The 17,461-nt window shown below is 68.6% G+C and carries 16 protein-coding genes, 1 tRNA gene and 2 pseudogenes; 9 read left to right on the forward strand and 10 right to left on the reverse strand.

The features are described 5' to 3' along the window. The first annotated feature begins 19 nt into the window (after positions 1-19). Entirely contained in the window at positions 20-1,171 is a 1,152-nt protein-coding gene (locus HCA58_RS18365) for an ArsA-related P-loop ATPase (protein WP_205808994.1), read from the forward strand. A gap of 44 nt (positions 1,172-1,215) precedes the next feature. Here the strand turns inward: HCA58_RS18365 and HCA58_RS18370 are convergent, their stop codons facing one another. After that, positions 1,216-1,536: a WhiB family transcriptional regulator gene (locus HCA58_RS18370; protein ID WP_169599078.1), complete on the reverse strand. Its 321-nt coding sequence runs from the start codon at positions 1,534-1,536 to the stop codon at positions 1,216-1,218. A gap of 403 nt (positions 1,537-1,939) precedes the next feature. Here HCA58_RS18370 and HCA58_RS18375 point away from each other — a divergent pair, with 403 nt between their 5' ends. After that, positions 1,940-4,387 (forward strand): transglycosylase domain-containing protein, encoded by a 2,448-nt coding sequence (locus HCA58_RS18375; protein ID WP_169599079.1) that lies wholly within the window; start codon positions 1,940-1,942, stop codon positions 4,385-4,387. Positions 4,388-4,471: 84 nt separating this feature from the next. On the opposite strand, the gene HCA58_RS18380 is transcribed toward HCA58_RS18375, so the two are convergent. Next, positions 4,472-4,927 (reverse strand): GatB/YqeY domain-containing protein, encoded by a 456-nt coding sequence (locus tag HCA58_RS18380; RefSeq protein ID WP_169599080.1) that lies wholly within the window; start codon positions 4,925-4,927, stop codon positions 4,472-4,474. A gap of 25 nt (positions 4,928-4,952) precedes the next feature. Between HCA58_RS18380 and HCA58_RS18385 the strand changes: the two genes are divergently transcribed. Both HCA58_RS18385 and HCA58_RS18390 read left to right on the forward strand, forming a co-directional pair. After that, on the forward strand, positions 4,953-5,846 hold the full coding sequence (locus HCA58_RS18385) for a metallophosphoesterase (protein ID WP_169599081.1): 894 nt from the start codon (positions 4,953-4,955) through the stop codon (positions 5,844-5,846). 66 nt (positions 5,847-5,912) lie between these two features. After that, positions 5,913-5,989, forward strand: a tRNA-Pro gene (locus HCA58_RS18390). A 74-nt stretch (positions 5,990-6,063) separates the two neighbouring features. Here HCA58_RS18390 and HCA58_RS18395 read toward each other — a convergent pair. The 6 genes and pseudogenes from HCA58_RS18395 to HCA58_RS18420 form a co-directional block, all read right to left on the reverse strand. Next, positions 6,064-7,281, reverse strand: coding sequence for a site-specific integrase (locus HCA58_RS18395; RefSeq protein ID WP_169599082.1), 1,218 nt, complete (start codon positions 7,279-7,281; stop codon positions 6,064-6,066). Further along, the gene (locus tag HCA58_RS18400; RefSeq protein WP_026269772.1) at positions 7,281-7,478 is read right to left on the reverse strand and encodes an excisionase family DNA-binding protein; all 198 of its coding nucleotides are present in this window, start codon (positions 7,476-7,478) and stop codon (positions 7,281-7,283) included. The genes HCA58_RS18395 and HCA58_RS18400 overlap by 1 nt, the downstream gene beginning before the upstream one ends. Further along, positions 7,475-9,042 (reverse strand): annotated as a pseudogene (locus HCA58_RS18405) (replication initiator). The gene HCA58_RS18400 and the pseudogene HCA58_RS18405 overlap by 4 nt, the downstream one beginning before the upstream one ends. A 1,015-nt stretch (positions 9,043-10,057) precedes the next feature. Beyond that, complete coding sequence (locus tag HCA58_RS18410) at positions 10,058-10,882, reverse strand: transposase family protein (protein ID WP_169599083.1); 825 nt, start codon at positions 10,880-10,882, stop codon at positions 10,058-10,060. A gap of 253 nt (positions 10,883-11,135) precedes the next feature. After that, on the reverse strand, positions 11,136-11,348 hold the full coding sequence (locus tag HCA58_RS23225) for a hypothetical protein (RefSeq protein ID WP_205808996.1): 213 nt from the start codon (positions 11,346-11,348) through the stop codon (positions 11,136-11,138). A gap of 37 nt (positions 11,349-11,385) precedes the next feature. Then, positions 11,386-12,096 carry a hypothetical protein gene (locus tag HCA58_RS18420; protein ID WP_240956464.1) on the reverse strand — a complete coding sequence of 237 codons (711 nt, stop codon included), beginning with the start codon at positions 12,094-12,096 and terminating at the stop codon, positions 11,386-11,388. Between the two features lie 598 nt (positions 12,097-12,694). On the opposite strand from HCA58_RS18420, the gene HCA58_RS18425 reads away from it, so the two are divergent. Then, entirely contained in the window at positions 12,695-13,261 is a 567-nt protein-coding gene (locus tag HCA58_RS18425; RefSeq protein ID WP_169599084.1) for an NUDIX hydrolase, read from the forward strand. A gap of 3 nt (positions 13,262-13,264) precedes the next feature. On the opposite strand, the gene HCA58_RS18430 is transcribed toward HCA58_RS18425, so the two are convergent. After that, complete coding sequence (locus tag HCA58_RS18430) at positions 13,265-14,677, reverse strand: helix-turn-helix domain-containing protein (protein WP_169599128.1); 1,413 nt, start codon at positions 14,675-14,677, stop codon at positions 13,265-13,267. Between the two features lie 147 nt (positions 14,678-14,824). Here HCA58_RS18430 and HCA58_RS18435 point away from each other — a divergent pair, with 147 nt between their 5' ends. The 3 genes and pseudogenes from HCA58_RS18435 to HCA58_RS23645 all read left to right on the forward strand — a co-directional run. Further along, positions 14,825-15,163: a hypothetical protein gene (locus HCA58_RS18435; protein ID WP_169599085.1), complete on the forward strand. Its 339-nt coding sequence runs from the start codon at positions 14,825-14,827 to the stop codon at positions 15,161-15,163. Positions 15,164-15,166: 3 nt separating this feature from the next. Further along, the gene (locus HCA58_RS18440; RefSeq protein WP_169599086.1) at positions 15,167-15,439 is read left to right on the forward strand and encodes a hypothetical protein; all 273 of its coding nucleotides are present in this window, start codon (positions 15,167-15,169) and stop codon (positions 15,437-15,439) included. 181 nt (positions 15,440-15,620) lie between these two features. Continuing rightward, a pseudogene (locus tag HCA58_RS23645) lies at positions 15,621-15,749 on the forward strand (XRE family transcriptional regulator); the annotation flags it as partial. 102 nt (positions 15,750-15,851) lie between these two features. Here the strand turns inward: HCA58_RS23645 and HCA58_RS18450 are convergent. After that, complete coding sequence (locus HCA58_RS18450) at positions 15,852-16,424, reverse strand: TetR/AcrR family transcriptional regulator (protein ID WP_169599087.1); 573 nt, start codon at positions 16,422-16,424, stop codon at positions 15,852-15,854. A 111-nt stretch (positions 16,425-16,535) separates the two neighbouring features. On the opposite strand from HCA58_RS18450, the gene HCA58_RS18455 reads away from it, so the two are divergent. Beyond that, entirely contained in the window at positions 16,536-17,414 is an 879-nt protein-coding gene (locus tag HCA58_RS18455) for an SDR family oxidoreductase (protein WP_169599088.1), read from the forward strand. The last annotated feature ends 47 nt before the right edge of the window (positions 17,415-17,461 follow it).

Genomic DNA, 17,461 nt, shown 5'->3' on the forward strand with positions numbered 1-17,461 from the left:
GTCGGCCCGATACGCTCGATTGGTGCCTTCCGACAACGCCGCGCCGCCGCTGGACGTCGACCGGATCCTGGCTGACCCGGGTGTCCGGATCGTGGTCTGCTGCGGTGCTGGCGGAGTCGGCAAGACGACCACTGCTGCCGCGCTCGCACTGCGCGCCGCCGAACAGCACGGCCGCCGCACGGTGGTGCTCACCATCGACCCGGCGCGGCGGCTGGCTCAGTCCCTCGGCCTGACCGAGCTGGACAATACGCCACGACAGGTCAAGGGAATCGACGTCGAGGGGAGCGGCGGCGAACTGCACGCCATGATGCTCGACATGAAGCGCACCTTCGACGACGTGGTGTTGACGCACACCGATCCGGCGAAGGCGGCAGAGATTTTCGCCAACCCGTTCTACCAGGCTATGAGCTCCACGTTCGCCGGCACGCAGGAGTACATGGCGATGGAGAAGCTCGGCCAGTTGCACGCGCGTGGCGAGTGGGACCTGATCGTGGTGGACACCCCTCCGTCCCGCTCGGCCCTCGACTTCCTCGACGCGCCAGCCCGGTTGTCGCGGTTTCTCGACGGGCGGATGCTGCGGCTGCTGCTGGCTCCGGCGCGTACCGGCGGTCGCAGCATGTTCAGCTTGGTCACGGCGTCCTTCGGGATGTTCTCCCGGGTGGTGCAGAAGGTGATCGGCACGCAGCTGCTGACTGACCTGTCGGGTTTCGTCGCCGCACTCGACTCGATGTTCGGCGGGTTCCGGCAGCGCGCCGAACAGACGTACCGCATCCTGCAGGCGCGCGAAACGGCCTTCCTGCTGGTCGCGGCCCCGGAGCCGGACGCGGTCCGGGAGGCCGCCTATTTCGCCGGTCGGCTGCGGGCGGAGAAGATGCCGCTCGCCGGGCTGGTGCTCAACCGGGTGCACCAGCCGACGGTGGTGGGGCTGGGCGCGCCCGAGAGCCGCGCCGCCGCTGACCGGTTGGCCGCAGCCGGTGGCCACGAGGGCACCGTCGAGGTGTTGCGCGCACACGCCGCCCTGGCCGAGCAGGCGGTCCGCGAGCAGCGGGTGGCGGCACGGTTCGTCGAGGCGTTTCCGCAGGTGCCGTCGGTGTCGGTGACAGCGCAGCCCGCCGACGTGCACGACGTCGACGGGCTGCGGACGATCGCGGCGGCGGTCAGCCGGCGCTGACCGACGGTCGTCCGGCGTGAGCCGCGGCCGACCGTGCCGGTTGCTCAGTTGCCGGCCACGGCCAGGATCTTGTCCTTGCCGGCCTTGTCCTTGGCGTTCTTCTTCATCGCCGCCTCGAACATTTTGCGCCAGCTGGTGACCTGGGGGTGGCGACGCAGCAGCGCGCGACGTTCCCGTTCGGTCATGCCGCCCCACACACCGAACTCGATCCGGTTGTCCAGCGCGTCGGCCAGGCATTCGTACCGAACTGGGCAGCTCCGGCAGATCCGCTTGGCCACGTTCTGTTCGGCGCCCTGTACGAACAACGCGTCCGGGTCCCCGTTCTGACACGCCGCCAACGACGGCCAGTCAGTGATCATGCCCATCTGTACACGTCCCCCCTTGCTGTACTACCGACGCCGTCGCGGGCCAGCCGGCAATCCCCCCGATTCGTCCGGCACGCCCTACCCCTGGGGCGGCCCAGACAACATGTGGCACTGTCGCCGCCTACATCATGCTCTGTAGTCGCACGATTACGCAACGTTGTCGGCAAAATCCATCATTTCGGACACTCCAGGCTTCTAGGACCTGGGATCGCCGCTTACCCCACCGCAGTCGGCGAAAACACCACGAGCCGCCGCCGCAAGGAGGAGGCTCAGCTCGAATCCACGCAACCGGACACCCGGTGCCACGCGTCTAGCACAACGAGGACGACGCGCGCAGGAAATGGGGAAAAGACGCCCCAGCGCCCCTCGCTACCTGTTCGCGTACCCTGTCGAGGTGACCTGGATGCGGAAACGTGACCATAACGTCCTGACCAACGCCGCATCGCTGCTCATCTGTGGGCTGTTGGCCGGTGTGGTGGTTGCTGCGGCAGCCTTCCCCGCGGTGGCGATGTCGGGTCTGGCCGCCAAGGCCGGGGCGGAGACCTTCGGCGCGCTCCCGAAGGAACTCACCGTGGCCCGCGCACCCCAGATCAGCTATCTGCTCGCCTCCGACGGCAAGACACCACTGGCCACCATGTACGACGAGAACCGGCGGGACGTGGAGTTCGACGACATCTCGGAGAACATGCGCAACGCCATCATCGCCGCCGAGGACCACGACTTCTACAACCACAACGGGGTCGACCTCAACGGCGTGGCCCGGGCCTTCGTGAACAACAGCCAGGACGGCGCCGACCGGCAGGGCGCATCGACCCTGACCATGCAGTACGTCCGGTTGGGCATCGCCTACTCGGCCACCCACCCGGCCGACGTGATCGCCGCGACCGAGGACACAAGCGCCCGCAAGCTGCGCGAGATGCGGTACGCACTCCAGCTCGACAAGGAGATGTCGAAGGACGAAATCCTGGTGCGCTACCTGAATCTTGCCGCCTTCGGCAACGGCGCGTACGGCATCTACGCCGCCAGCCAGGTCTACTTCGACAAGACGCCGAAGGAGCTCACGATCGACGAGGCCGCCATGCTCGCCGGCCTGGTGAAGGCGCCCACCTCGTTCGACCCGACGACCAAGAGCGGCTACCCGCAGGCCGTCGACCGACGCGACTACGTCATCGACAACATGGTGAAGACCGGGGCGATCACCCAGCAGCAGGCCGACGAGGCCAAGGCCGTCAAGCTGGTCGTCAAGGGCAAGCGGGCACCGAACGGCTGCGTCGCCACCAACAAGAACGCCTGGGGCTTCTTCTGCGACTACTTCTACCGCTGGTGGATGTCGCAGGAAACGTTCGGCTCGACCTCGTACGACCGGGAGCGGCGGCTCAAGAGCGGCGGCTACACCATCATCACGACCCTCGACAAGCAGGCCCAGAACGGCGCCGACAAGGCGGTCCGTAAGGCCAAGTCGGTGAACGCCAAGGAAGCCGCCATGGTTGCGGTGGTCGAGCCCGGCACCGGCCGGGTCCGGGCACTGTCGGTCAACCGGAACTTCAAGCTCGACAACCCCGACAAGCCCAAGAACAAGCCGCACAGTGACCCGGTGCAGCGCGCGAAGGGCAAACTCGGCAACTACCCGAACACGGTGAACCCCCTCCTGACCGGCGGCGACGGCATCACCGGCTACCAGGCCGGCTCGACCTTCAAGATCTTCACCATCGTGGCCGCGTTGGAGAAGGGCATCCCGCTCAGCTACACCTTCAACGCGCCGCAGCAGTTCAAGTCGGAATACATCATCGACAGCAGCAGTCCCGCCGCATGCCCAGGCACCAACCTCTACTGCCCGACGAACTCCGGCCTGAAGGCCGGCGGCGTACAGAACATGTGGAGCGCCTTCTCCTCCTCGATCAACACGTACTTCGTTCCGTTGCAGCAGCAGGTCGGCGCAGAGAACGTGGTGGACGTGGCCAAGCGCCTCGGCATCCAGTTCCGGCAGAGCAAGGACGCGGAATTCGCCAACTCCAAGGAGGCCGCACACCAGTGGGGCGCGTTCACCCTGGGCGTCTCGCAGGCCACCCCGCTGGATCTGGCCAACGCCTACGCCACCCTCGCCGCCGACGGCAAGTACTGCGAGCCGATTCCGGTGCAGGAGATCCGGGACCTGGACGGCAACAAGCTGGACGTGGCCAACCCGCGCTGCGAGAAGCGGATCAGCACCGAGGTGGCCCGTGCCGCCGTGGACGCGGCCCGCTGCCCCGTCGGCGACAACTCCTCCACCAGCAAGTGCGGCGGTAGCCGGACGGCCGCACAGACCAAGGGCATCGTCGACGCCCCGGTGGCCGGCAAGTCCGGCACCACCGACTCCGAGAAGACCGCCGCCCTGGTCGCGATGACCAAGCAGTACGCGGTCGCCGGCATCATGGCCGACCCGGACTGGCCGCAGACCAACGTCAAGATGAAGCACAACCAGTCGGACGGCATCAACCCGCCGGTCTGGGAGACGCTGCGCGACGCGATGAAGGGTAAGGAGCGCATCGATTTCGACCCGCCCGGCAAGAAGATCTCCCAGGGCGATCAGCGCACCATCCCGGGAGTCGGCTGCGTGGACATCGAGCGGGCGAAGTCCCGCATCTCCGGTGCCGGATTCGAACCGATCGTCTCCAACAGCCGGATCACCTCCGACTGCCCCGCCGGCACCGCAGCCGGCACCAGCCCCAGTGGCCGCACCATCAAGGGCGGCATCGTGACGATCCTGGTCAGCGCCGGTAAGGGCAGCAACAACGACGGCGGTGACGACCGTCCCTCGTCGGGTCCGCCCAACAACCCCGGCCGTCCCCCGGACGACCGGTCCGGCGACTGACCGCCTCACAACGCCGCGACGGGCGGACACCCTTGTCAGGGTGTCCGCCCGTCGGCGTATCAACAGCAGACCCGGGAACCTGTTTCACAGGCCCAGTTGACGGCGTACCTCGGCGGCCACCCGGCCACCCTCGGCCTGGCCGGCCACCGCGGCCTGAGCCGCCTTCATCGCCGGGCCCATCTGAGCCTTACCGGTGAAGCCACCCGCGGCGAGCGCCCGGGTGACCAGCTCGGTCAGCTCGGCGTCGGAGAGCTGCCTCGGCAGGTAGCGGTCGAGAACCTCACCCTCGGCGCTCTCCCTCGCGGCCTGCTCGGTGCGGCCCGCGTCGGCGAAGGCGGTGGCGGCCTCGCGACGCTTCTTGGCCTCCCGGGTCAGCACGGCCACCACCTCGTCGTCGCTGAGCTCCCGCTTGGCCTTGCCGGACACCTCGGCGGTGCCCACTGCGGCCAGGGCCATCCGCAGGGTGGAGGTGGTCAGCTCGTCGCGGGCCTTGAGGGCGGCGCGCATGTCGGCGGTGAGACGGTCCTTCAGCGTGCTCATGGACGGTCAAACTACCCTGATCGGCATGCGAAAGCGCACACTATTCCGGCTCGCGACCGCGACCGTCGCGACGGGGGCCGCCGCCCTGGCGTACGCCTCCCTTGTCGAGCGCAACTTGTTCACCCTCCGCCGCTTCGACGTACCGGTGCTACCGACCGGCACCGAGCCACTGCGGGTGCTGCACCTGTCGGACCTGCACATGACCCCCAACCAGGTACGCAAGCAGCAGTGGGTCGCCTCCCTGGCCGCTGTGGACCCCGACCTGGTGGTGGTGACCGGCGACAACATGGCACACCCGGGCGCGGTGCCGGGCGTGTTGCGGGCACTGCAACCTCTACTCGACTACCCGGGTGCGTTCGTGTTCGGCTCGAACGACTACACCGGGCCGGTCTGGAAGAACCCGTTCACCTACTTCCTAGCCGACCGGGAGTACTCCGAGGGCGTCGAGCTGCCCGTCGAAGATCTTCGTGACGTACTCACCGGGGCCGGTTGGGTCGACCTGAACAACCGGCGGACCACGGTCAAGGCCGGCGGCCGGACGATCGACCTTGCCGGAGTGGACGACCCCCACATCGCGCGGGACGACTACCCCTCGGTCGCCGGCCCGGTCCCCCCCGACGTCGACCTTTCCGTCGCACTCACCCACTCCCCCGAACCGGCGCTGCTCGACGAGATGGCCGCCGACGGCTTCGGGCTGCTGCTCGCCGGGCACACCCATGGTGGCCAGGTGTGCGTACCGGGGTTCGGGGCCCTGGTGACCAATTGCGGGCTGCCCCGGTCGATGGCGAAGGGCCTGCACCGCTGGCCCGGGTCAGAATCATGGCTGCACGTCTCCGCCGGGCTCGGCACCCATCCGACCGCCCCGGTACGGTTCGCCTGCCCCCCGGAGGCCAGCCTGCTCACGCTGATCCCGCGCTGACCGCCCGTACCCTGGGTACCGAGTTTGAGCCCCGGGACCGGTGGGCTACTATTTGTCGGCACGCCTCGGGGTGTGGCGCAGCTTGGTAGCGCGCTTCGTTCGGGACGAAGAGGTCGTCGGTTCGAATCCGGCCACCCCGACCAGGTAAGAGGGCACATCCGATCGATGGATGTGCCCTCTGGTGCTTCTGTACAGCAGTGGAGTACAGCAACAGCGGTCAACGCAGACTCTCGCCCAGGCGCTTGAGGGCTTCACGGGTGGCGTCCGAGGACGCCTGCGAGTAGATCTCCATCGTCACCGACACCTCGGCGTGCCGGAGCACCTGCATGATGACGCGCGGGTGCACGTCCAGGTCGACGAGCAGGGTCGCGCAGGTACGCCGGGCGTCGTGCACGGTGATCTTCCGAACCCCGGCACGGGCGCAGCGGGCGTCCCAGGAACGGTTGAAGTTGCGCGGCTCGATGGGGGTCCCGTAGCGGGTGGTGAACAGCAGTGGCGAGCCCTGCCAGGCGATCCCCGCCTCGTCGCGGTCGGCCTTCCTCGCCTGCTGGCGGAGGTCGAGTGCCGCCGCGCAGATGTCCGGCAGCGGAAGGGTGGCGTCCGAGGTCTGCGTCTTGGTCTCCCGGTGCAGCAGTTGGCCGCCGACCCGCTGCAACTGCCAGCCGATCGACAGCTCGCCCGCCGCCAGGTCCACGGCGTCCCCGGTGAGGCCGAGCACCTCACCCTTGCGCAGGCCGAGCACCAGGATCAGCACGTACGCGGCGTACAGCGGATCGCGGTCGGCCCGCGCGGACTCCAGGAAGCGACGCGCCTCGTCGCTGGTCCAGGCCCGGCCCTTGCGGCGGCGGACCGGTGGGAGCTTGACCAGGGCGGCGGCGTTACGGGTGACCAACTCCTCAGTGGCGGCGTGGTTGAGCGCCGAGCGCAGCACACCCCGGACGTCCTTGACCGTGCGGGCGGACGGCACGTCACCGCAGCACCGGCCGAGCGCACAGCAGCGCCGCCTGAGTTCCGGGCGGCGGGCGTCCTTGCCCTGGGCACAGCACTGGCAGGCGCGGGCCACCTCGTTGATCCAGGTCTGCACGTCGCGCACCTGGAGCCGGTCGAGCCGCTTCCCACCGAGGCCGGGGATCACGTACAGCCGGAGGATCGTCTCGTAGGTGGCGCAGGTCAGCGGCGCGAGGTTGGGGCGCACGACCTCCCGGTGCCAGTAGGTCAGGTAGTCGCCGAGGGTCGGCACCCGGGTGGCGACCGGGCCGGCCTTGGCCTGCTGGTGCAGCTTGATCCACTTGTCGTGGACGACCTCCCGGGTCTGGCCGTAGACGTACTTGCGGGTGCGCTTGCCGTCGGGCTTGATGATCCAGACATACGCGGCGAAGCCGTTGCGGTACGGGAAGATCGAGCCTTCGCCGTTGGCGCGGGTACGGGCGGGCATCAGGCGGCCTCCTGCCGCTGGACCTGCTCGCGGACGTACTCGTCGACCCACTCGGGCAGGACGCGACGGTACTTGCCGTCCTTGATGGAACGCAGCTCCCCGGTGGCGATCTTCATCTTGACCTTGGACAGGCCGAAGCCGAGCAGGACGGCGACCTCGGCCGGGGAGTACCAGCGCGGGGTGAGGTGCCGGGTCACGCCGCCACCCCCGACCACGCCTCGTGGGCGAGTTCTTCCCGGCCGACGCGTTGGCGTTCCCGGCGTTGGGCGGCGGCGGTGTTGGCGAGCAGGGCGTCGCCGTCGGTCAACCAGCCGGAGCCGACGAAGGCCAGCGTGCCCACGGTGACCATGCCGGCGGTGTCGTCGCTGCCGGCGGTGTCGGTGTGCTCGGTGCGGCGGTAGGCGGCGCGGGTGTCGCGGAGCAGGCCGAAGGTGACCGAGTAGCGACGGGCCTTGGTGAGGAAGTGGCCGCCGTAGCCGAGCATGTGCGCCCAGCGGCGCAGCCCGGCGTACTCGTTCGGTGTGGTGTCAAGGTCACCTTGACGGTCTTCTGTCTTTCCGGCCGTCCGGGTGACGTGGTGCCGGGTGGGGCGGCCGAGTCGCCAGCAGGCGTCGATGAGGCGGGCTAGGTGGTCGCCTTCCGGGTCGGCGTAGGCGTCGACGGTGTCCGGGGTGAGTCGGGTGGAGCAGTGGCCGGTGACCTCGGTGGACTTGGTGGCGTACTTGGCGAGGTAGGCGGCCACCTTGGCGTCGGTCACGTCGCCGTCGCTGGTGCCGATGCGGCGTACGTCGACCTGCTCGCCCCAGGCGATCGGCCAGCCCTGCGGGCGGTCGGGGTGCGGCGGGGTGGTGACGGCGATCTGTCGGGTGGCGGCGTGGACGGCGGCGTCGAGATCATCGACGGTGATGCCGGCGGGCGGCGGCACCAGGGCGTGCCGGTCGTGCGGGTCGACGCCGTCGAGGCGCAGCAGAACGTGGAAGTGCACCGCCCCCCGGCGCTGCATCTCGGCGACTTTGCCGTGTGACACCCGCACCGGAGGCACCCGCCGGATTCGGCCGGACTCGGTGACGACCTCGACGTGGGGGATGCCGCGTCGGCGGCACACGGCGGAGAGGTGGCGTTCGATGGCCTGTTTCGTGCGTCGCCACAGCTCCCCGGAGAAGTGGTTCCAGACGACCTGGTGGTCGTGGTCGTAGCAGTCCAGGCAGAGCGGCCGACCGAGCTGCGAATCGTCGGCGTCGTGGCGGGCGAAGCAGGCTGCGGGCCGCCCGTGCGGGCAGGTGCCGGCGGTGCTCCGGGCGCGGCAGGGAGCCGGACGGCAGTCGCAGCGCCGCCGGGCGGCGCAGGTGTGCCGGGGGATGTGCCGGTGGTGCACCGGGCCGAACGACGGCGCGGTGAAGGTGGCGAAGACGACCGGATGCCGGGCGACGGTGGTGGGGATGGTCTTACCGCCGGTCAGGCCGCAGCGGACGACCTGGAAGGCGTCACCGGCGTAGACCCAGGCGCAGTCGGGGCACTGGGCGGCACGGCGGTTGCCGCACGCCTTGTGCAACGTCCGGTCGGGCAGCTCGTCGGTGTGCTGCTCGGCCAGGACCGGCCGGTGCCGGATTCGACGGCGGTGAGGGTGCCGGTCAGCCGGATCGGGCGGGTGCAGCCTCCGGCGGCACGGGTGTGCTCCAGCCAGCCGAAGAAATCCGGGGTGGCGGCGCGGTGCAGGGCCTGGGCGTCACGGCCGGCGGTGAGGGTGGACGGGGTGGACACGGGTTCTCCTCAAGGGGTGGCAGGGGACGGGCGACGAACTGCCACCGGACGCCGGAGCGGTGTCCGTCGGTGGTGTTCGTGGTGTCTCCTGGCACCGCCGGGGAGGGCGGCTCACGCCGGAGGGCGGGGTTGGCCATCGGCCTTGGACCGCCGTAGAGCTGGGTTCCTGGATCTTGAATGACGCCGGGACGGGTGGGGTGCCTGGTCGTCGGCTACCGGCGGGTTGCCGCAGGCGATCCCCACCCGTCAAAGTGCGCGAATCCGAGGGCCATCGTGGACGGCAGGAAAGGCCGCGCTGGGCCGCTCAGCGGATTCCGGGTCGGCGCAGTGGCCGGTGCGATCGAGAGCCGGCGGGACGTGACCCGCATCAGCGGCAGGAAGGCCGCTCGGCAGCTCCGAAGTCGAGTTCAGCGATCCGGCGGGAAGGCGGCGCTGACGTGCTCGACGAGGGCCAGAGTAGCACCAGGTACCGACACGTCAACCCGCCGTGAACCCGCTGGGTGGCCGGCTGCCGGCCGGTGTGGGAGGACTTTCTGTACGTCTATCAAGGCGGCCCTGAACGGGCCGCACGCGCCGCCGCCAGGGCGCGCGCCCGGCGGCTGGCGCGGACAGCGGGAAGCCCGGAGGGCCGCCGCATGACGACAGGCCGTTTCCCGGTGGGGTGGAGGGGTCGGCAGCCGGCCGGGCCGCGCGGCGAGCACCGCGCGGCGTGGGGGAGCGGACGCCGGGTCCGTCGGCGGCTGCCGGGTGGTGGTGGGGTTGCGGTTACTGCGCCTCCGGCGGGGGCGCTCGGGCTCCGAGATGGCCGGGGCTCCGTCGGCGCGTCGCGGCCCGTGGGTGGTTGCGGTGGGAACCATCCCGCCCACCGTCGACCCGGGCGAGCCGAGCAGACCACCGTCCGGCCCGCCAGCGTCCGTCCGGGCGTCAAGGCCGTCTTGACGTGGCGGGCCGGGCGGCGGCCCGCTCCACAGGAGTGCGGGTCGACGGCAGACGGGATGGCGAAACTGAAGTGATCTCAACGACTTTCTGGTAGGTATTTGTACTCGAAGTGGGTCAGGTGTAATGCGGCGGCGACGATGTCGCCGATTCGGCGTGGGCTGATGTTTGTATGGCGTAGCGTTTTCCAGCGTCCGATCAGGATGGCGAAGCCGCGTTCGCCTTGCCATCGCAGGCCGCGGAGCAGTCGGTTGTAGACGCGGTTGTCGGGTGCGAGGCGGCTGCCGTCGGTAGGCTGCTTGATCGGGGTCTTGATGCCGTGGCCTGTGCTTTCGTAGCCGGAGTCGGCCAGGGCGGGTAGGTCGAGTTCGGCGGCGGACCAGTTCAGGGCGGCGGTGATCCCGAGGTCGCGGGCGCAGCTGGTGTCGTGTAGATGTCCGGGCATCGCTTCCGAGGTCCAGATCGGCAGCCCGTCTGGACGCATGATCGCTTGAATGTTCGCGCCGACGTCGCGGTGTTTTCCGGAGTACCAGGCGTCGATGACCTCGCCCTTGACGCTCGTGGTGGTTTCGGTGAACCGGTCGCAGTCGAACAGTTTGCCGTCGAGGATCACGTGGGACCAGCCGTCGGCGGCGGCCCGACGCAGAGCGGTGTGCAGGTCGGCCGCCTGGGCGGCGAGCACCGTGATGCCCTCGTCGCGGTAGCGGTACGCCGTCGCCCGGGAGATACCGAAGCCGGCTGCCAGCAAGGTCATGTCCTCACCCTTGCGGAACCACACGAGCACCATCAGGGCCTGGTAGAAGCAGGTCAACGCCCGAGTGCCACGGCGAGTCCCGCAAGCCCGGCGCTGTACGTACAGCAGCCGCGCGAGATGCTGCACGAGTTCCCTCGGGACGTCGACCATGGCACGATAGGCAATCACGTGGAGCCCTCTCGAAGACGTGGATCTGTCGCAAGGACATGTCTATCGATGGCTCCACGCCTGTCTCCACCACCGCCCGACTCGCCGCCTTCACCCGTGTCGCGCCAATCAACCCATATGCGTTACTGAGATCACCTCACTGGGTGGCTGGAATCGTTAGGTAACAGCCTGCAGTTGTGGCAGCGCGCGCCCATCAAAACGAACAATGGGTGCGCGCCGGCTTAGCTGGAGGGACTTACCGCCTTCTTGCGCGTCGCCGAAGCCGGAAGCTTTGAACCAGCAAATTGATGAAAAGAATCGTCGCAAGCAGAGGTGTCAAGTCAATAAGCCAGTCCCACCGCTTCCACTCGCCCGGCTCGAACAGGAGCGTCATGAGGAAGGCGAAGGCAATGACCACCGCAGCAACTTGTAAACTGGTGATCAGGAGGAAGCGGAAAGCTGATTGCATCTTGACTCCTTCAGGCTGCGCGCCCGATTCTAGTATCTCACCCTGCAGAGCTGCTAGCGACCTTCCAGCTCCATGGGTACGAGCCAGCGGTCGTGCCTAGCTCAATGTAGATGTAGGGGTAGGTGGTCGTGTAGCAACCGACGTTCCCCCCAACGCAGTATTCAATGTTTGCCCTTTTGTCGTGCCAGCCGCTGTACTTGGTGCTCCGTACGCCATAGCTGTCAACCTGCCAGCCGCGGAAGTAGATTCCCCACGTTTCGTTGTTGATATATCCGACCGCTCGGTCGATATTGACCAGCTTGTTGGTCGTAACGTCATAGCACCATTCGGTTTCTACATTGAAGCGATAGATGCGGCTTCCGAAGACGTCCTTTTTTTCGACGTAGCTCCACTGATTCCAGCAACTAATCGCCAGCGTCCCGATCCCCGACTTGCTTGCCTTTTCTATTGCCTTTACGGAGGGCTCGATTGGCCGCGCTGGCATCGTCGTTAGGGTGCCGGGATCCCGGGGATCCGGAACGGCGTGGCCAACCTCGGGAATCTGCTTGAGCAGATCAATGTCACTTTCGGTCCAAGTGCCATTCGAAATCCGGTCCAGGGCGCTCCGAATCTCCACAACGCTTGGCTTGTTTCCCGTCTGGTCTGCGGCTGAGGCTGAGGTGCCTACTCCCGCGACGACGGCACCAACCATGAGCGTGGCTACCGTGACTTGACTGAGCTTTCGGAGTATAGTAGGTCCAGTTCTCATGTTGCCTCCACGGCGATTGAGGATCCGACGGCCCACGGGCCCAATCCCGTGGGCCGTCTTCGTGCGTTGAGAAATGTATCAAGGCAGATGCCTCAAAGGTGGCCGCACGTGCGCTGCGTAGCCGACCTGGCTACGCAGCGTTGTTGTGATACTCAAACCATCGTCCCATTTCGGTGGCTAAGTGGGGTTACCCAGCTACTGAGGGTTAGGGTAACGAAAAGGTAACAGAAGATCACTTGCTGTTTGGTGCGATGCCAGCCGCCTTGCCCGCCCTTCTTGAGTAGCGGAGCGCACAGAGGGTCGACGGATGCAGGTCGGACAGACCCTCGAAGGGGCAGGCTTACGAGTGGGCGTCAGGCAGCGAGGCAGCAAGAAGGCAGCGCGAGCGTCAACGCGGGTCGGCTCCGGACGTGAATCAACGACGCCCGGCACCTGCTCACCGACGCAGGCCGCCACCAGCTGACAGCCGCCGACAGGTTCAGACCGCATCCCCCCGACGGGGGTCGGTGTTGGGGTTCGTCTGGGCGTCACACCGGGCTGTGCCCCCGGTAGACGCCGCCTACTACGCGAGCGAGGGTTCGGTGCGGATACTGGCGGGGTGGTGGAGGAGCAGGCGACGGAGTTGACCCGGTGGACGATCCACGGCGAGCGGGTGGTGGACGACTCCCGTCGAGCGCGGTTGAGCATCGCCGAGGTGGAGTTGCCCGACGGGGTGCGCTTCGAGCAGTACGTCATCCGGGCTCCCCGGTCGGCCATGGTCGCCGTACTCGACGACCAGGAGCATCTGTTGTTGATGCGGCGGCATCGGTTCGTGTTCGACCGGTGGGTGTGGGAGCTGCCCGGTGGCTACGTCGACGACGACGAGCAACCGACGCAGTGCGCTGTGCGTGAGGTCGAGGAGGAGACCGGCTGGCGCCCTCAGTGGATGGAGCCCTTGCTGTCCTTTCAACCGTGGGTCGGGACTGCGGACGCCGAGAACCTGCTCTTCCTGGCCCGGCAAGCCGAGCACATTGGCGCACCCGTGGACGTGAACGAGGCTGAGCAGGTCGCGTGGATCCCGCTCGACGAGGCGTACGGGCTGGTGTCGCGGGGTGAGATCGTCGGTGCCGGCACGGTTATCGCGGTGCTGGAGCTGGTGGCGCGCAAGGCCCGGGGAGAGCTGTGACGGTCAGCGTCGAGGGCCGAGGGTGGCGTCAACGCGGCCGGTGAAGTGCCGGACGGCCGGTAGCCGCCGGTGTGGGGCGAGCTGCGCTTGCAGGTCGCGGACATAGCGAACGGCCCTGGCCGAACGGAGCTGGTTAGTCAGAGTGAGGGCTTCCGCGCCGATGACACAGGCCCGGTCGGGTTCGCCCTGCTGGGCGTGGACGCTGGCGAGCAAGGCGAGGTTGAACGCTCTGCCGCGAACGTACCGGTTGTCCATCCGTAGGGATCGGGCGGCGAAGCGTTCGGCGTGGGTGTTGCGGCCGAGGGCGTGGAAGCAGTGGCCGAACTTGGCCGATAGGTACGCCTCGTCGAAGTAGCTGAGCCACTGCGGGTCACTGCTGCGGTCGGCCCGGTCGAGGGCCTGTTCCGCCTGGTGCAGGGCGGCAGCGCAGGCCCGTTCGTCGTGGGCCTTGGCCAGGGCGTGGGCTTCCATGACGTGGGCTTCGGCGGTCAGCACGGGAACCCCGGCGCGGCGGGCGGTCCGGCCGGCAGCGCGGGCCAGGTCGAGGCCGGTGGCGGTGTGGCCGAGGTAGGTGGCCTGGTGGCTCATCGCCGCCAGGATCTCCGCGCCGAGTCCGTCGTCTCCGGCGGCGTGGGCGAAGTCCAGGGCAAGGGTCAAGTACCGCTGGGCGATGCCGTGCTCGGCCGTGTCGTACGCCTGCCATCCGGCGAGTTGGGCCAGTTCGGCGGCGGCGCTGAGCAGCCGTTGCCCGGTGGCGTGGTCGTACCGGCCGTCGGTGAGTAGCGGGGTCACCTCCTGGTGGAGGTAGCGGGCCACAGTGTCGCGGGCGTGCCCACCGCCGTACTGGTTGTCCAACTGGCGGTAGGTCGCCGTCATCGCGCGGATGGTGTCAATGTCGGCTTGACCGATGGTGTTGCGGCCGGGTTGAGTGACCGGGGCCGGGTCGGGGGCGGTGAACCAGCGCAGCGCCGGCAGGGTGTAGCCGGCGGAACTGAAAGCAACCTGCCGCAGGATGTCTCGACGGTTCACGTCACCTCGCCAAAGCTCTGCGGCACTGCGTACGTCCTCCTGCCAGGTCCGGATGGCCGGCGGCTCGCTGGGGGCGCGCCGGCCGGTGCCGGTGGGTGGTGCGGCCTGGCGGGGTGCCAGGCCCATAGTGGTACGTGCCTGGTCGGGCATCCGGCATCCGTCGGCGATCCGCTCCAGGACGTCGATCGAGGTGACCTTGCGTCCGGCCATGATCCGGCTGACGTACCCCTGTTCCAGCCCGACGGCAGCCCCGATCCTGCTCTGACTCGCCCCGGTGAGACTCGTGATCCAGCGGAACAGGCCGCCGATGTCGCGGGCGGCCAGGGCGGCCAGCACCTCGCCGTGCGACCACGCATCCTCCGGTATTCGCAGCGGATCGAGCAGCACGGCGGCTCCCAGCGTCGCGTTCCGACTACTCAAGGTGTTCAGATCGACAGCCTAGGGCGACCCTTCGTACTGGTCGAGCCGTCCCATGTCACCGTGACATGACCGCTGGTCATGGAGCGGTCCGCCGTCGGGCGGGATGGTCGGCGCATGTCCTTCGATGTCGAGAACCCGCCCCTGGAACCGCCCGCCGACTGCCAGCACCGCCTACTGTGGCGACTGGCCCGCGCCCTCTGGGAGGCCCACCGACCCGACAGCTTCGGCTTCTGCGTGATCGCCGGCTGCTGGCACACGAACCAACGCGACCCCTGCCGGCTCGCACAGCTCGCCCAGGAGGGGATGCGAACCGCCTGCGGCGAAGTCACTCCCGCCTCACCGCCCTGGATCGCCGTCACCCGCGAGCGCCTGGCGTCCGGAGACATCGACCCCAGAGACGCCGTCGCCGAAGCCCTCTGGCTCCACCGCCACACCCCCGGGTCGGGGCGGTGACCGATGGGAGCCATCTACACCTCGGCAGCCTTCCGCGAGTACGCCCAAGCCCAGGTCGACCACGCCGACATCCTGCTGACCAAGCACGCCGAGGCGGCCCTGAACCTGTGCCGGTGCGGCCGACTCCACCCCTGCGACGAACACCGTCACTGGCTGGAGATGCGCACCCACTTCCGGCAGTTCCTCGTCGACGAGCAGTACAGCAGCGAAGTACAGCAACCCAGCCCTCCGAACCCGACCCAGCGCGACCCCAGCAGGCCGGACGGCCTCGGATGACACCCGATCCGACCGGCGTGCCGCCAGTTCGGGACGAAGAGGCCGTCGGTTCGAATCCGGCCACCCCGACCGAGGTCAGAGGGCACATCCGATCGATGGATGTGCCCTCTGACGCTTTCGTGCACAGATCAAGTACAGTAGTGGGTAAGCGCAGGCTCTCGCCCACTGTGGCAGGCGTACGCAGTCGACCCCGGAGACGATCCGCGACAACGGGTACGCCCGACAGATCACCTTGAACCTGCTCGATGGACTGCGCGCCGTCCGAAACGGCGCCTGCGACCTCGCGGTCCGGGTTGGACTCTCCTCGTGATCCACGGGGCAGGAGCCTTACCCACTTGCCGCGCAACCGACCACAGCTTTTCGCTGGCGAGATGCGGCGGGCTTCGGGGAGCGGGCGACGGGTCGGTCGGGTTCAGCGCAGTTCGGCGATGGTCGTCCGCAGCTCGCGGAGTGCCTGCCGGGCGAGTTCGTCGAATCCCTGGTGGTTGGCGGGGTCGGCCCAGCGCGAGTATGCCTCGCCGAACGCGAGTACGCCGAGCCAGGCGGCGACGCTTGCGGGCCGGTCAGGGATGCCTCTGCGGCGCAGCGCCTCGGTCATGGTGTCGGCGAAGCCTCTGCGCTTGAGCGCGTCGCGCTCGCGTAGTTCGCTGTTGTCGGCGAGGGCGGCGAGGAGAGCCGGCGCGTACTCGCGCCTTGCGGGGGTGAAGATTGTGGCGACGGTGTCGAGGGCGGCCTCGACGGCGTCGAGTGGCGTCGCGGCGCTGGGGGCGTTCGTGATGCCTTCGGCGAGGAGGCCGTTGAGGAGGTCCTGGCCACTGAAGAGCACTTCCCGCTTGTCGTGGAAGTGCCTGAAGAAGGTGCTCTTGGCCAGTCCTGCTCGTTGGGCGATCTCGATGACGGTGGTGCGGTCGTAGCCCTGTTCGGCGAACAGGTCGAGCGCGGCGCGTAACAGCCGGTCCTGGGCGTCGGGTTCCCATCGGGCCATGCCCACAGGATAGTTGATAGGACTTGGTCTCATCACTCTGCTACGGTGATGGGACCAAGTCCTATCACTCGTCCGGCACTGGGCGGACGAGCTGTTCCCAGGAGGCTTCTCATGCGTGTTCTCGTCACCGGCGCAGCGGGCTGGATCGGCTCGGCTCTCGTACCCGAGCTGATCAGTGCGGGGCACCACGTCGTCGGGTTGGCCAGGTCGGACCGCTCGGCGGCGGTCGCCGCCGAGCTGGGCGCCGAGGTGCTGCGCGGCGATCTGGCGGACCTCGACCTGCTGCGCGACACGGCGGCGGGCGTCGACGGGGCGGTACACCTCGCCTTCGGCCACGATTTCAGCCGATTCGAGGAGTCGGCGCGGGAAGAGGGACGGGTCGTCGAGGCGTTCGGCACGGCCCTGCGAGGCTCCGGCAAGCCGCTGGTCGTCGCATCCGGGACGCCGGTCGTGCCCGGCGGGGTGGCGACCGAGCGCGACCGGGCCGAGGGCGAGGGATTCGCGGTGCTGCGTGACGCGAATGCGCAGGCGGCGGTCGGACTGGCCACGCTCGGTGTCCGCTCCTCGGTGGTGCGCCTACCCCGGTCCGTACACGGCACCGGCGACCGGGGGTTCATCAGGATGCTGGTCGACACGGCCCTCGACCGAGGCGTCTCCGGTCACGTCGGCGACGGCTCCCAGCGCTGGCCCGCCGTGCACGTGCGGGACGCGGCGAGCCTGCTCCGCTTGGCGCTGGAGCAGGCTCCGGCCGGGTCGGTCCTTCATGCCGTGGGCGACGAAGGCGTACCGATCCGGGAGATCGCCGGGACGATCGGCCGTCACCTGGACGTGCCCGTGACCGCCGTCCCGGCCGACCAGTTCGGCTTCCTCGGCGGGCTCCTCGGAATCGACCAGCCCGCCTCCAGCGCACTGACCCGCGACCTGCTCGGCTGGCAGCCCGTCGGGCCAGGGCTGATCGAGGACCTGGACACGGGTCACTACTTCCCGTGACGCACGAAACCTTCCGCAACTCGGTGAGGGGTCTCCGGCCGGTCGGC

Source organism: Micromonospora sp. HNM0581 (assembly GCF_012726175.1).
Classification (GTDB): domain Bacteria; phylum Actinomycetota; class Actinomycetes; order Mycobacteriales; family Micromonosporaceae; genus Micromonospora.